This is a genomic window from Microbacterium deferens, from assembly GCF_045517775.1.
Taxonomy (GTDB): domain Bacteria; phylum Actinomycetota; class Actinomycetes; order Actinomycetales; family Microbacteriaceae; genus Microbacterium.
In genome coordinates this window covers 1,038,064-1,050,272 of record NZ_JBEUWT010000001.1, presented here as the reverse complement: position 1 = coordinate 1,050,272, position 12,209 = coordinate 1,038,064, and the positions used below count along the sequence as shown (strand labels likewise).

15 protein-coding genes are annotated in these 12,209 nt (G+C 69.8%); 9 read left to right on the top strand and 6 right to left on the bottom strand.

The annotated features are described in order from the left end of the window. Nucleotides 1-43 precede the first annotated feature (43 nt). Both ABTU82_RS05050 and ABTU82_RS05045 read left to right on the top strand, forming a co-directional pair. Nucleotides 44-880, top strand: a complete 837-nt coding sequence (locus ABTU82_RS05050; protein ID WP_407172135.1) for an alpha/beta fold hydrolase — start codon at nucleotides 44-46, stop codon at nucleotides 878-880. 215 nt (nucleotides 881-1,095) lie between these two features. Then, nucleotides 1,096-2,403 carry an alpha/beta hydrolase gene (locus ABTU82_RS05045; protein WP_407172132.1) on the top strand — a complete coding sequence of 436 codons (1,308 nt, stop codon included), beginning with the start codon at nucleotides 1,096-1,098 and terminating at the stop codon, nucleotides 2,401-2,403. A 54-nt stretch (nucleotides 2,404-2,457) separates the two neighbouring features. Here ABTU82_RS05045 and ABTU82_RS05040 read toward each other — a convergent pair whose 3' ends face one another. From ABTU82_RS05040 to ABTU82_RS05015, 6 genes are all read right to left on the bottom strand, one after another. After that, nucleotides 2,458-4,995 carry a phosphatidylglycerol lysyltransferase domain-containing protein gene (locus ABTU82_RS05040; RefSeq protein ID WP_407172131.1) on the bottom strand — a complete coding sequence of 846 codons (2,538 nt, stop codon included), beginning with the start codon at nucleotides 4,993-4,995 and terminating at the stop codon, nucleotides 2,458-2,460. A 126-nt stretch (nucleotides 4,996-5,121) separates the two neighbouring features. Further along, nucleotides 5,122-6,057, bottom strand: a complete 936-nt coding sequence (locus tag ABTU82_RS05035; RefSeq protein ID WP_407172129.1) for a hypothetical protein — start codon at nucleotides 6,055-6,057, stop codon at nucleotides 5,122-5,124. Between the two features lie 11 nt (nucleotides 6,058-6,068). Then, on the bottom strand, nucleotides 6,069-7,520 hold the full coding sequence (locus ABTU82_RS05030) for a tyrosine-protein kinase domain-containing protein (protein ID WP_116648569.1): 1,452 nt from the start codon (nucleotides 7,518-7,520) through the stop codon (nucleotides 6,069-6,071). A 92-nt stretch (nucleotides 7,521-7,612) separates the two neighbouring features. Continuing rightward, complete coding sequence (locus ABTU82_RS05025; RefSeq protein WP_116648570.1) at nucleotides 7,613-7,897, bottom strand: hypothetical protein; 285 nt, start codon at nucleotides 7,895-7,897, stop codon at nucleotides 7,613-7,615. Beyond that, on the bottom strand, nucleotides 7,894-8,484 hold the full coding sequence (locus ABTU82_RS05020) for an Asp23/Gls24 family envelope stress response protein (protein WP_240606960.1): 591 nt from the start codon (nucleotides 8,482-8,484) through the stop codon (nucleotides 7,894-7,896). The genes ABTU82_RS05025 and ABTU82_RS05020 overlap by 4 nt, the downstream gene beginning before the upstream one ends. After that, nucleotides 8,481-9,056 carry an RNA polymerase sigma factor gene (locus tag ABTU82_RS05015; RefSeq protein ID WP_407172127.1) on the bottom strand — a complete coding sequence of 192 codons (576 nt, stop codon included), beginning with the start codon at nucleotides 9,054-9,056 and terminating at the stop codon, nucleotides 8,481-8,483. The genes ABTU82_RS05020 and ABTU82_RS05015 overlap by 4 nt, the downstream gene beginning before the upstream one ends. A gap of 131 nt (nucleotides 9,057-9,187) precedes the next feature. On the opposite strand from ABTU82_RS05015, the gene ABTU82_RS05010 reads away from it, so the two are divergent. The 7 genes from ABTU82_RS05010 to ABTU82_RS04980 all read left to right on the top strand — a co-directional run bounded on the left by ABTU82_RS05010 (nucleotide 9,188) and on the right by ABTU82_RS04980 (nucleotide 12,143). Continuing rightward, a complete protein-coding gene (locus tag ABTU82_RS05010) occupies nucleotides 9,188-9,667 on the top strand; it encodes an Asp23/Gls24 family envelope stress response protein (RefSeq protein WP_407172126.1) in 480 nt (159 codons plus the stop codon). Beyond that, nucleotides 9,664-9,852 carry a DUF2273 domain-containing protein gene (locus ABTU82_RS05005; RefSeq protein ID WP_116648574.1) on the top strand — a complete coding sequence of 63 codons (189 nt, stop codon included), beginning with the start codon at nucleotides 9,664-9,666 and terminating at the stop codon, nucleotides 9,850-9,852. Before ABTU82_RS05010 ends, ABTU82_RS05005 begins: the two co-directional genes overlap by 4 nt. Continuing rightward, entirely contained in the window at nucleotides 9,849-10,268 is a 420-nt protein-coding gene (locus ABTU82_RS05000; protein WP_407172124.1) for an NTP pyrophosphohydrolase, read from the top strand. Before ABTU82_RS05005 ends, ABTU82_RS05000 begins: the two co-directional genes overlap by 4 nt. Then, on the top strand, nucleotides 10,265-10,849 hold the full coding sequence (locus ABTU82_RS04995; protein WP_407172122.1) for an Asp23/Gls24 family envelope stress response protein: 585 nt from the start codon (nucleotides 10,265-10,267) through the stop codon (nucleotides 10,847-10,849). The genes ABTU82_RS05000 and ABTU82_RS04995 overlap by 4 nt, the downstream gene beginning before the upstream one ends. Continuing rightward, entirely contained in the window at nucleotides 10,846-11,460 is a 615-nt protein-coding gene (locus ABTU82_RS04990) for a hypothetical protein (protein ID WP_407172121.1), read from the top strand. The genes ABTU82_RS04995 and ABTU82_RS04990 overlap by 4 nt, the downstream gene beginning before the upstream one ends. 87 nt (nucleotides 11,461-11,547) lie before the next feature. Beyond that, nucleotides 11,548-11,718, top strand: coding sequence for a CsbD family protein (locus ABTU82_RS04985; protein ID WP_407172119.1), 171 nt, complete (start codon nucleotides 11,548-11,550; stop codon nucleotides 11,716-11,718). A 254-nt stretch (nucleotides 11,719-11,972) separates the two neighbouring features. Further along, nucleotides 11,973-12,143, top strand: a complete 171-nt coding sequence (locus ABTU82_RS04980; protein ID WP_116648579.1) for a CsbD family protein — start codon at nucleotides 11,973-11,975, stop codon at nucleotides 12,141-12,143. The last annotated feature ends 66 nt before the right edge of the window (nucleotides 12,144-12,209 follow it).

Genomic DNA, 12,209 nt, shown 5'->3' with positions numbered 1-12,209 from the left:
AACGCTCGGCTCGAGGCCAGGTTCGCGGCGCACCATGTCGGGCATGACAGAGATCACCGCACACCACGGACTGCTGACCGACATCAACCTGCACGTCGACGACACCGGCGGATCGGGTCGCCCGGTCGTGCTGATCCACGGCTGGCCCCTCTCGGGTGAGTCGTGGTCGGAGCAGATTCCGGCCCTCGAGAAGGCCGGCTACCGCGTCATCACCTACGACCGCCGCGGGTTCGGGCGCAGCGACAAGCCCCGCACCGGCTACGACTACGACACGTTCGCCGACGACCTCGCGGCCGTCCTGGCAGCCCTCGACCTGCGCGACGTCACGCTCGTGGGCTTCTCGATGGGCGGGGGCGAAGTCGCCCGCTACGTCACGAAGCACGGCACCGATCGCGTGAAGAGCGTGGTGTTCGCCGCCGCCGTGCCGCCGTACCTGAAGAAGAGCGCCGACAACCCCGAGGGCCCTCTCGACGACGAGACCGCCGCCGGCATGGAGAAGGGGCTGCGCGACGATGAGAAGAGCTTCTACCACCAGTTCACGACCGCCTTCTTCTCGGTCGACGGCACGCTGAGGGTGAGCGACGCGCAGCAGGCGGACGCCGAGCGGCTCGCCAACCAGGCCGACCACCACGCGGCGCTGAAGTCGATGGAAGCGTTCGCCACCACCGACTTCCGCGACGATCTGCCCCACGTCACCGTGCCGGCGCTCATCATCCACGGCGACAGCGACGGCACCGTACCCTTCGAGGGCTCGGGGAAGCGCACCCACGAGGCGATCGTCGGCAGCGAGCTCGTGGTCGTCGAGGGCGCGCCCCACGGCCTCAACGTCAGCCACGCCGAGCAGTTCAACACCGCGCTCTTGAGCTTCCTCAACCGCTGAGTCGCTCCTTCGCCGCCGTGTGTGCCTCACCGGCGGAGGAGATCTCGCGAGCGGAGGACGGAGAGCCGGCGATCCCACCTCCGCCCGTGAGATCTCCTCCGCTCGCGACGGTGCGCGCGGCGGGAGCGTGCATCGACGACACGCCCACGCCGGCGTTGCAGCGACCTCATAGCCGAGGAGAGCATGCTAGAAGATCCGTCTGAACCGAGGTACGCGTGAACGCACTGCTCGACATCGGCATCCTTTCCGGACCGGCTGTCATCGCCGTCATCGTCGTCGCAGGCATCGTCGCCGCTCTCTTCGTGCTCGTGCGTCCGAGCAGGAGATGGAGACGCGGCACCTGGGTCGTGACCGCCGTCGGGTCGGCCCTCGCCGGAGGCCTCATCGGCGCCGCGCTGACCTGGCTGATCGCGGATCAGATGAACGCTTTCGGCGTCGATCTCACCTTCGCGTCGCGCTCATGGATCGCGCTGGCCTTCGCCGGGACCGCCGTCGCCCTCGCCTCGCTCTGGCGCGCGAGCTGGAAACGGGTCGTGGCCGTGCCGCTGGCTGTCGTGCTGTTCGTCGCCACCGCGGGAATGGGGGTCAACATCGCGTTCGGAAAATACCCGACGATCCGCAGCGCTCTCGGACTGAGCGCCTACGCCGGGGACGTGCTGCCCGATCTTCACATCGGATCGGCCAATCGCCCGACCATCGCCGAATGGACCGCCCCGGCCGGCATGCCCGCCCAGGGGAGCATGGCGTCGGTGGTCATCCCCGCGACCGCGTCGGGCTTCGCCGCGCGCGACGCGACCGTCTACCTGCCGCCCGCCGCGTTGACCGAGAACGCGCCCCTGCTGCCGGTGCTCATCATGATGTCGGGGCAGCCGGGCTCGACCGACGAGGTGTTCACCGTCGGGCGCCTGCGCGAGACGCTCGACGCCTACGCCGCGGCGCACCAGGGGCTCGCCCCGATCGTCGTCTCACCCGATCAGCTGGGCAACCCCGACGCGAATCCGATGTGCGTCGACTCGCCGCTCGGCAACTCGGCGACGTACATCACCGTCGACGTGCCGAACTGGATCACCGCGCACCTGCCCGTACTCCCCTCGCCCGACGGGTGGGGCGTGGGGGGACTGTCACAGGGCGGCACCTGTTCGATTCAGCTCGGCGCGCAGCATCCGGAGCTCTTCAGCGCGATCCTCGACGCCTCGGGCGAGGAGTTTCCCACGTTGGGCGACCCCGCCACGACCATCGAGAAGGGCTTCGGGGGCGACGCGGCGAGGTACGCCGCCGCCTACCCCGCCGCGATCATGGCGTCGAAGGCGCCGTACACCGACATGTTCGCCGTGTTCGGCGTGGGCAGCGCCGACTCGACGTTCCTCCCCGGGGTGAAGGCCCTGTACGCCGACGCGCAGGCCGCGGGGATGACGGCGACGTACGTCGAGTCGGAGGGCAACGCCCACGACGCGGCGGCGTGGAGCTACGTGTTCTCGGTCGGGCTCCCGCTCATCGCCGACCACTGGGGCCTGAACCGGTAGGTGGTCGGCCCTTCGACAGGCTCAGGGACCTTCGACGGGCTCAGGGACCGGCGGCTATTTCGCGGAGACGGGCTCGCGAGGCTCGCGCAGCGTGCCGGCCATGCGTGCTGCCTGCGCGAGCGTGAGGTGCGGCAGATAGGAGCGGGCGAGGGCCACCGCGAGCGCGGGAAGAACGGTGGCCTCGGGGTACACCGCCCAGAGCGTGACGAACTCGGGCTGGAACTTTCGCTTGAAGTTCAGCAGTGAGCGGAAGCCGTAGGCGGGCTCGAGCAGCTCGCCGAACCGGTCGAGCACCCGCGTGATGGCCGCGCGCTCGCCGTCGTCTCCCGGTCGCGATGCCAGCGGCGACCCCGAGAGGCTGAGCCGTTCGAGGCCCTCCGCCTTCATGTGGTCGGCGGCCGCGCCGATGACGAACTCCATGATGCCGTTCATCGAGTCGGCGCGCCGGCGCATGAAGTCCAAGGTGTAGCCGCGGACCGCACCCCCGTCGAACAGGGGCAGCCAGCTCGTGACCGCCTGGATGCGGCCCTCTTCGTTCCGGGCGAGCATCAGCCGCACCGCGGGATCGTTGAGCTGGTCGACCCCGCCGAGGGTGAACTCCATCTCGGGGAGGCTCTTGTCGGCGACCCAGGCCTCCGAGATCTCGCGGATCTGGGCGTGCTCGGCGATCGTCAGGTCGTGCCAGCTCGTCCAGGTCGCGGTGACGCCCTCACGGGCGGCGCGGTTCGTGGCGGTGCGGATGTCTTGCCGCTTCTTGCCCGCGGTGTTCCAGGTCGCCGGGTCGAGCAGCGCCTCTTCGGCGACCGGCATGCGCTGCCATCCGAGGTGGGCGTAGGGCGAGTCGTCGCCCTCCTCGACGCTGTAGAAGACGGGCGTCCACCCGTTGTCGCCGCAGAACTCCACGAACCCGGTCACCACCTCGGGCCGGCGCGCATCGGGGCCGAACGCCCCGCCGAGGGTCAGCGCCACCGAGCCGTGCACCCGGTAGGCGATCGCCGCATCGACGTCGGGCGAGAACCAGTAGGCGTTCCCCTCCCACGTGGTCATGAACGACAGGGTGTCGCCGCCTCCTCGTTCCAGCGTCAGGCGGGCGCGCGAGCGATCGGACGCGCCGCTGACCGTACCCGGATCGAGCACGAGCCGCGCTGTCGCGATGGCCGCCGCCAGCCAGAACAGCAACGGCGGGAGGTACCAGAAAGCTTGCGCCCACCCGCTCGAGGGCACGAACGTGAGGATGTCGGAGGGCAGCAGCGTCGGCGGCAGCAGCCGCAGCGGCAGCCCCACGAGCACCTTGCCGACGTCGAGGTTCGGCGTGTACCCGTCGGCAGCGGCCAGGCCGCCCACGAACGCCAGCAGCAGGTTGGCGGCGGCCGCGACACCGACGGTGACACCGAAAGTGCGCAGTGCTGCGGGAGTCGACGACGCGCGCACGTCGCGGCGGAACACGACGAGCACGATCGCCACGATCAACGGCACGAGCGCACCGATGAGGCTGCTCGAGAGCGTCTGCGCCACGTACTGCTGCGATTCGGTGTCGCGCAGTTGCGCGATCGCCGCCACCGTCTCGGGCTGGATGACCGAGAAGACGTAGAGCATGCCCGCGAACACGATGCCGTTGAACACCACCGCGATCCAGAGCGCGGCACGGCGCCCCTTCAGGATGCCCCAGGCAGCCAGCACGGCGACGAGGATCGGCAGGAGCGCGATGAACCCCGACGCGGGTTGCAGCTCGCGGAACACGTCGTACGTGTCAGGGCACGGCGCGGCCGTCGACCCGTAGGCGCACGTCTGACCGTCGATGAGGGTCACCGGGTCGTCGGAGAGGAAGCCGTAGATCGACAGCAGGCCGGCGCCGGTCTCAGAGAACGTGGCGATCACCGGGCCGACGGAGGTCACGAACGTCAGCGCCGCCAACAGCACCCGCGTCTCGTGGTGCGAACTCCGCACGATCCGGAAGCCGGACCGGCGCCCGCCGAGGGCGAAGCCGAGCCCGAGTCCGATGGGCAGGGCGAGGATCGAGAACAGGTCGTTCGCGGCACCCTCGTAGAGGAACAGCGTGACCGCCGTGAGCGAGGCCAGCAGGCGCGTGCGCCGCCGCCACAGGGCACCGGCGAACGAACTCGCCGCCATCGCCGTGCAGATCACCGCGGCCAGGGGCGAGAGGGTGTCGACGGCGGGGGTGTTCAACGGGAGGAAGCCGAGGTACCGGTCTTCGACGACGCCGACCCCCAACCCCAGGAACGACGCGGCCACCCCGCCCACGACGTAGGCGACGAGAGTGCGGATGCTTCCCATCGTCTTCTCTGCGGCACCCAGCACGATCAGGAGCACCGGGACGATCGCGATCAGCGCGGCGATGTCGGCGACGGCGAACAGCGATGTCACGGTTCCCCACCAGTGGCGCTGGAAGACGACCCCGGGTTCCTCCGCGTTGAGGACCTGCCACCCCCACCCCGACGGGGTCAGGATGAAACCGGTGAGACTGAGCACCACGATCGCCGCCGTGATCAGCAACGTCACGGGTCGCGCTCGGCACCATCGGAGCACGAGCACTCCGGCCTGATTCGCATTCATCGTCGGCGTGCGCAGCATCCGACATTCCTTTCGTCACCGTTCCTGCCGCCGTGACTCTATCGGCGGTCCCTATGGACGGGCCGGTTCCATCCTGACGAGAGTGACAGCGGTGTCGCGGGCGGTGCGCCGCGCGGAGCGGGGGATCTACTCGGCGGTGACGACCGCGTCGCCCGACCAGACGAGGGCGCGTCCGCCGGACACGGCGAGAGCGAGCGGGCCGGCGGGGTCGGCCGCGGGGGCGCAGCCGAGCGGGGTGGCGGTGTCGAACCCGGCGCCCGACCACCGCGTCACGGCGACGCCGGCGCAGTCGTCGGCGGGGGAGGCCGTCACCACGGTGCCGCCGTCGATCGACAGCGCGACAGCGTCCGTCGCCCCGAGCGCCTGCCACGCGCGGTCGGAGCCGAGAACCGACACGGTGCCGGCGCACTCCACCGCGACCACGTCGCCGGCGGCGCGGAACGACCGCGGCTCGGCGCACGGGGCAGCGACATCGTCGCCGGGAAGCACGACGACGGCCCGATCGGCGAGGTCGAGGTAGCGCGATGCGGCGAGCACCTCGGGGTAGGGCTGCCAGAACTCGCCCTGCGTGAAGGTGCGGAGGGCCTGCACCTCGCAGGTGGCGCCCATGGCGGCGACCATCTCGGCCTCCGAACCCGCGAAGACGTCGAGCGAGGCGACCTGACCGATCCCGCGGTAGGCGGGGGTGACGTCCTGCCACGTGCGGCCCCCGTCGGCGGAGTGCTCGACGAGCGGGGCGGTGGTGCCGCAGTCACCGGCGGTGGCGCGCCACCACCCCTCCGAGCCGACGGCGAAGAACCGCGCCTCGGCTGCGGGGTAGGCGGCGCTCGCAGACGACGACGGCGACGGCGACGGGGCCGCCGCGGTCGGGCTCGCCGAAGTGGTCGGGTCGACCTCGAAGGAGTAGTCCTGATCGGTCGGGGGCGCGTCGGTGGCCGTTGTCGGTTGCACGCTCCGCAGGGCGAGAACCACCAGCACGATCGTCGCCACGATCAGCAGGGCGACCAACGTCCCCGCGATCCATTTTGCGGGGACGGGGTCGAGCCGTCGTCTGCGGGCCATCGTGCTCCGCGTCAGGGCAGCAGCTGGTCGTCGGACGACTCTGCCGCCGCGGTCTTGCGACCGCGCCGGGTGGGCTTCTCGGCGGGGGCGCCGTAGGTGCCGTAGGAGCCGTATCCGCCGTAGCCGTACCCGTAGCCATAGCCGTAGGAATCGGGGCCGCGCGTGGGGAGCATCGTCAGCACGACGCCGCCGACCTTCGATCCGACCGTTTCGAGCGCGTCGAGCGCACCGCTGAGCTGGTGGGTCGTGGTCTTGCCCGCCGCGACGATGAGGAGGGCCCCGGCGGTGAACTTCGACAGGACCGCAGCATCCGTCACCGGAAGCAGCGGCGGCGCGTCGCAGAGGACGACGTCGAACTCGTTGCCGAGGGCCTCGAGCAGCTGACCCATCTGCTTCGAGCCCAGCAGCTCGCTCGGGTTCGGCGGCACCTTGCCGGCCGGCAGCACGTAGAGCGGACGCTTGCCCCAGGGGAGCATCACGTCGGCGACGCGTGCGCGGCCGATCAGCACGTCGGTGAGGCCCGCGCCACCCTCGATGTTGAGGTACTCGGCGATCTTCGGCTTGCGCAGGTCGGTGTCGAGCAGCGCCACGCGCTTGCCGGCGTCGGCGAGGGCGACGGCGAGGTTGATGGTGGTGGTCGACTTGCCCTCGCTGGGGAGGCTGGAGGTGACGACGAAGATGTTGCCGCCGTCCATCTCGAGGAATTGCAGGTTGGTGCGCAGCGCACGGAAGGCTTCCGACCGCTGGTTGTGCGGGTCGGCCTCGAGGATGAGGGGCCGTTCCTTCGCCTTGGGGTCGAAGGGGATCGCGCCGATGAGCGGCCGATCGGTGAGGTTCTCGATGTCGCGGGGGTTGCGCACCTTGTTGTCGAGCACGGCGCGGAGCACCGCGATGCCGACGCCGAGCGCGAGGCCGACGAGACCGCCGAGCGCGAGGTTCAGCGGCACGTTCGGGCTGACCGGGGTGCGCGGGGCCTGCGCGTCGCGCACGCGGGTGAGCTTGACCGGGCTCACCTCCTGCCCGTCGCGGGTCTCGAGCGTCTCGACGGCGTTCGCCAGGCTCGCTCCGAGGGCGTTCGCGATGAGGGCCGCCCTGGCCGGGTCGGCGTCGGTCACCGTGATCTGCACGATCGTCGAATCGAGCCCGGAAGACGCGGTGACGCGGCCGGCGAGCCCGTCGGCGTTCATGTTGAGGCCCAGCTCGGTGATGACGGGGTTGAGCACGAACGGCTCTTCCACCAGCTCGACGTAGGTCGCGATGCGCGCCTGGGTGAAGTTGGAGCCCTGCTGCAGCTCGGTGATCGTCGATCCGCCCTCGGTCGAGACGAACACGCCGCTCGTCGCCTCGAACTGGGGCGTGCGCGTAAGAGAGAATCCGGCAGCAACCGCGACGCCCACCAGGGTGGTGACCACGATCACGAGCCAGTTCTTACGCAGGATGCGAATGTAGTCGCTGAGCTCCATGGCACCTTTCCGGGGTTCAGTACGGGATCATCCTGCCACACCGGGTGTTTCCATTCGGTGACGGGGCGCTTTGTCCGTCACGGAGCGGGGGCTCAGCGGATGCGCGCGATCTGGATGCGGATCTCCCCGTCGGGCGCCGGGTGCGCGGCGAGCAGCGCGTCGGCCACCGCGCGCGCACTGTCGGCGCTGCGGGCGTCGAGCTTCGTCGCGATGCGCGCGTCGACGCGGAGTCCGTCGTTCGTCGCAACGATGGCCCGTTCCACATCGCCCGTCGCCGCGGCGATCAAGCGGGGAATCGAGGGCGGCGGGAACGCGTCGACCACTCCTTCGACGCCGAGGATGACCTCGGTGATCCGGTTGCTCTCGAGCGCGCTCATGACTCGTCCTCCGTGTTCGCGAAGCCGTGCACGTCTTCGATCGTCACGTTCACCGCGACGACGTTCAGGTCGGTGTGCTGCGCGAGCGCGTCGTACACGGCGGCGCGCAGCAGCGAGGTCGCGTCGAGCACCGACCGATCCCACCCGATCGTTCCCGTGATGTTCACCTCGACGGGGGCACCGGGCACCTCGGCGTCGCCGTCGAGGTCGACGCGTCCGATGTACAGGCCCTCGATCTCGTCTCCGACCGATCGCACCAGCGCGCGCACGGCGCCCTCGGTGATCGTGATCTGCACCCGGGGGTCGGGATGCTGCACGGGAAGGCTTCGACCGACGCGCATCTCCGAGCGCACGACGTCCATGATCCGGTCGAACCAGTTCGCCGGGGGAGGGGGGAGTTCGCTCGCCTCGCGCTCGAGAAGGCTGCGCGAGAGCATGCCGACCCGCTCCAGGGCGTCGAGCGCGTTCAAGCACTCCGGGCAGTTCTCGATGTCGGGGTCGTAGGGCAGTCGGTCCGCGGCGAGATAGTCGCTCAACTCATCGACGGTCTTGCCGCATTCCAGCGCGACGGGGTGGGCTTCGTTCATCGCCATCCCTCCATCTGGATCATGATGCTCGCCCGCGCACGGGACAGGCTTCCGCGAACGGTGCTGACAGGAAGAGACGTCTGTTCAGCGATCTCGTCGTAGCTGAAACCCCCGACCTCTCTCAGCAGCCAGGAGGTGCGTTGGGCCTCCGGAAGAGTCGCGAGCGCTTTCGAGAGTGCCGCGAGTCTAGCGTTGTGCACCGCGATGGCCTCGGGGTTCGTCGACTCCCGGGTGGGCACGTCGATCCCGTCGTCGAGCGCAGCATCCGTTCCCCTGCGGCGGATCAGCGCGAACGCCTCCCGGCTGGCGATCTTCATCAGCCACGCCTTGACGGCCGAGCCGTCGCGCAGCGTCGGCAGCTGCTTCCAGGCGGTCGAGAACGCCTCTTGCACGACGTCGTCGGCCTCCGACAGCGAGCCCACGATGCGGGAGGTGTAGGCACGCATGATCCCGCTGTGCCGACGCACGATCTCACCGAACGCCAGCTCGTCGCCGTCGCTGGCACGTTCGACCAGGATGCGGTCGGACAACCCGCTCAGCGAGGAGGCCGAACCCCCCGAACGTGGTGCCATGAAAACTCCGCCGAACTTTTTTGTGACGAATGAGGACCGCCGTGCCTCCTATTCACGAGCGACGCTAACGCGCAGCGAAGTCGGCTGGCAGTGGTTGCGTCCATTACTCGAAACAGCTAGGAGAAAATCGCATGGCTACTGAAGAGAAGAACACCACCCCCGTCACCCCCGCCACGGTGAGCCGCGTCGACCGCGTCGGCACCACCCCGGGCGAGGCCACGAGCGAATCGGGCGGCACCACCCGCATCGCCGAGAGCGTCGTGGCGAAGATCGCCGGCATCGCTGCGCGCGAGGTTCCCGGAGTGTTCGCCCTCGGCGGCGGCGGAGCCCGCGCCTTCGGCGCCATCCGCGACGCCATCAACCAGACCGACCTCACGCAGGGCGTCAAGGTCGAGGTCGGCGAGACCCAGGCCGCCGCAGACCTCACCATCGTCGTGGAGTACCCGCAGCCGATCCACCAGGTCGCCGCGAACGTGCGCACCGCCGTCGCCTCCGCCATCACGCGCCTCGCCGGTCTCGAGGTCGTCGAAGTGAACGTCGACGTCAACGACGTGCACCTCCCCGGTGACGACAACGACGACGACGACCAGAACGAGTCGCGCGTCGCATGAGCGCCACGATCTCCGGCGCCCTGATCGGCGCCGTGCTCGCCTTCGCCGCCCTCGTGTTCGGGTTCTGGGGATTCCTGCTCGTCGCCCTGTTCATGGGCATCGGCGCACTCCTCGGACGCGTCGCCTCGGGCAAGCTCGACGTACGCGGATTGGCGAACGCCTTCTCCGGACGACGGACGTCATGAGCATCGCAACGGTGTCCCGCGGCGGCATCGGATCCGCCGCCGCGGGACAGGGCGAGACGGATGCTTCGGCCGCCGCCTCGACGGCGCTGCCCGGCCGCATCACCGTTGCCGACCGGGCGCTGCGCGCCGTCACCGAGCAGGCCAGTGCGCTGGCGTTCGGGGTCGGCCGCGACCAGGTATCCGTCGAGATCGGATCGGCTGCGGGTGGCCTTGCCCTGCGGGTGTCCGCTCCGCTTCCGATCCCCGACCTCGATGACACCGAATCCGTGCACGCGGGTGCGACCGTGATGGAGCGCATCCGCAGCATCCAGCAGAACCTCCGCCGCACCGTCGCCGACCTCACCGGTCGCGCCGTGACCCGCGTCGACGTCACCGTCACCGGGGCGGTCATCCCCACCAGAAGGAGAGTCCGATGAGCGATCGCGTCCTCGCTCGCGTCGCCCGACGCGAGACGCACTCGCCGCGCACGGTCGCCATGGCCGTCGCCGTGGTGCTCGTGATCCTCGCGCTGATCTACGTCGGCCTCGAGATCGTGCTCGACCTCCTGTCGCAGCCCGCGCTGCTGATCGCGCCGGCCGATGCGCTCGCGCAGCTGACCGAGGTGCCCGGCCTCCAGCCGTCGGGCACCGTGATCGGCATCGGACTGATCGTCTCCGTCGTCGGACTCGTGTTCCTCGTGCTGTCCCTGACCCCGGGGCGGCTCTCGAAGCACCGCATGGACATCGGAGACCGCGCCGTCATCGTCGACAACGGCGTGCTCGCGGCCTCTCTCGCCCAGCGCATCAGCGACGAAGCGGGCATCCCGCGCGACCGCATCACGGTCGGCGTTGCCCACCGCGTCGTCGACGTCGTCGTCACCCCCGACGCCGGCCTGCCGATCGACGCCGCCCGCGTTCGACTCATCGCCGACGAGGAGATGGCGGGGTACCGCTTGACGCCCCCGGTGAAGACCGTCGTGAAGATCGCCGCACCCAAGGAGCAGGAGTTCAGCCGATGAACCAGACGAATCGTGCGCTCAACCGCATTCTGCTCTTCCTGATCGGACTCGTCTTCCTCGCCGTCGGCGCCGCGATGGTCGCCGCTGCCGCGACACCGGTGGTGGGCGACGTGTGGCGCAGCACCGCCGAGCAGGTCGAGTCGGGGCTCGTGGCCGCCGCACAGGCGAGTCCCCTCGGCACCGGCGATGTCTCGTGGGTCACGGTCGGAGCCCTCGCGGCCGTCGTCATCGTCATCGTGTTGCTGATCGTCGTGCTCTCCCGCCTCGGCGGCGGACGCAGCCGGTCAGTGCTGCAGTCGTCGATGGACGAGAACACCCTCGGCCGCGTCCTGGTGAAGGACTCGTTCGCCTCCGACGCGCTGACCCACTCGCTCGCCTCGCGCAGCGATGTGGTCAGCGCGAAGGTCACCGCCGCCGAGGTGAAGAAGGAGACGGTGCTGCACATCTCGGTCACTCCGCAGCGCAACACGTCGCCGCGAGCGATCGCCGTGGAGGTCGACCGACTCGCCTCCAACCTCGCCGTGCTCACCGGCGAGGACATACCCACCTACGTGTCGATTCGAACGGGACTCCGAGCGCGCCTCGCGACGGAGCACCGAGAGTTGGCCTGACCCACCACCCCGGACCACCGGGACCACCACCCGGGGGAACCGGGCCACAACCGGGAAACCGGGATCACCAGAAGAGAGGAGCCCGACATGGGACTCGACGACAAGATCAAGAACGCCGCGGAAGACATCGCCGGCAAGGCGAAGGAAACCATCGGTAAGGCGACCAACAACGAGCGCCTCGAGGCCGAGGGCAAGGCCGACCAGGTGAAGGCCGACGCGAAGAAGGCCGGCGAAGACGTCAAGGACACCTTCAAGTAAGCCAGCGTTCCCTCGAATGCCCCGACCCCGCGGTCGGGGCATTCGAGCGTGCGGCGAGACGCGGGCTGTCGGCCCAGGCGCGGGCATAGGGCGCGGTCATGCCCGCGCGCGGGCCGAAAGCCCGCGCCTCGGGGCAGGGGCGCGCACTACCTCAAAACCGCGCGCTTCGCCAGCATCCCTCGCGCTGAGGCCGCTCCACGTACGGTGGAATCACCTTTCGGGAGACACCCGGATCGAAGACGGAGGGAGCCCACATGGGACTCGACGACAAGATCAAGAACGCCGCCCAGGACATCGCCGGCAAGGCGAAGGAAGCGACCGGCAAGGCGTCCGACAACGAGCGCCTCGAGGCCGAGGGCAAGGGCGACCAGACGTCCGCCAACGTCAAGCAGGCCGGCGAGAACGTCAAGGATGCTTTCAAGTAAAGCTCGTCTCTCACCGAAACGCCCCGCGCCGATGGCCGGGGCGTTTCGCTGTTTCCGGGGGAGTCG

What these genes read in the sequence shown, in the direction of transcription:
- ABTU82_RS05020 (WP_240606960.1), bottom strand. Translation starts at nt 8,484, where the DNA reads ATGAACGAAGCCCACCCCGTCGCGCTGGAATGCGGCAAGACCGTCGAT.
- ABTU82_RS04985 (WP_407172119.1), top strand. Translation starts at nt 11,548, where the DNA reads ATGGGACTCGACGACAAGATCAAGAACGCCGCGGAAGACATCGCCGGC.
- ABTU82_RS05035 (WP_407172129.1), bottom strand. Translation starts at nt 6,057, where the DNA reads ATGGCCCGCAGACGACGGCTCGACCCCGTCCCCGCAAAATGGATCGCG.
- ABTU82_RS05040 (WP_407172131.1), bottom strand. Translation starts at nt 4,995, where the DNA reads ATGCTGCGCACGCCGACGATGAATGCGAATCAGGCCGGAGTGCTCGTG.
- ABTU82_RS05010 (WP_407172126.1), top strand. Translation starts at nt 9,188, where the DNA reads ATGGCTACTGAAGAGAAGAACACCACCCCCGTCACCCCCGCCACGGTG.
- ABTU82_RS05025 (WP_116648570.1), bottom strand. Translation starts at nt 7,897, where the DNA reads ATGAGCGCGCTCGAGAGCAACCGGATCACCGAGGTCATCCTCGGCGTC.
- ABTU82_RS05000 (WP_407172124.1), top strand. Translation starts at nt 9,849, where the DNA reads ATGAGCATCGCAACGGTGTCCCGCGGCGGCATCGGATCCGCCGCCGCG.
- ABTU82_RS05005 (WP_116648574.1), top strand. Translation starts at nt 9,664, where the DNA reads ATGAGCGCCACGATCTCCGGCGCCCTGATCGGCGCCGTGCTCGCCTTC.
- ABTU82_RS05030 (WP_116648569.1), bottom strand. Translation starts at nt 7,520, where the DNA reads ATGGAGCTCAGCGACTACATTCGCATCCTGCGTAAGAACTGGCTCGTG.
- ABTU82_RS05015 (WP_407172127.1), bottom strand. Translation starts at nt 9,056, where the DNA reads ATGGCACCACGTTCGGGGGGTTCGGCCTCCTCGCTGAGCGGGTTGTCC.
- ABTU82_RS04990 (WP_407172121.1), top strand. Translation starts at nt 10,846, where the DNA reads ATGAACCAGACGAATCGTGCGCTCAACCGCATTCTGCTCTTCCTGATC.
- ABTU82_RS04995 (WP_407172122.1), top strand. Translation starts at nt 10,265, where the DNA reads ATGAGCGATCGCGTCCTCGCTCGCGTCGCCCGACGCGAGACGCACTCG.
- ABTU82_RS04980 (WP_116648579.1), top strand. Translation starts at nt 11,973, where the DNA reads ATGGGACTCGACGACAAGATCAAGAACGCCGCCCAGGACATCGCCGGC.
- ABTU82_RS05050 (WP_407172135.1), top strand. Translation starts at nt 44, where the DNA reads ATGACAGAGATCACCGCACACCACGGACTGCTGACCGACATCAACCTG.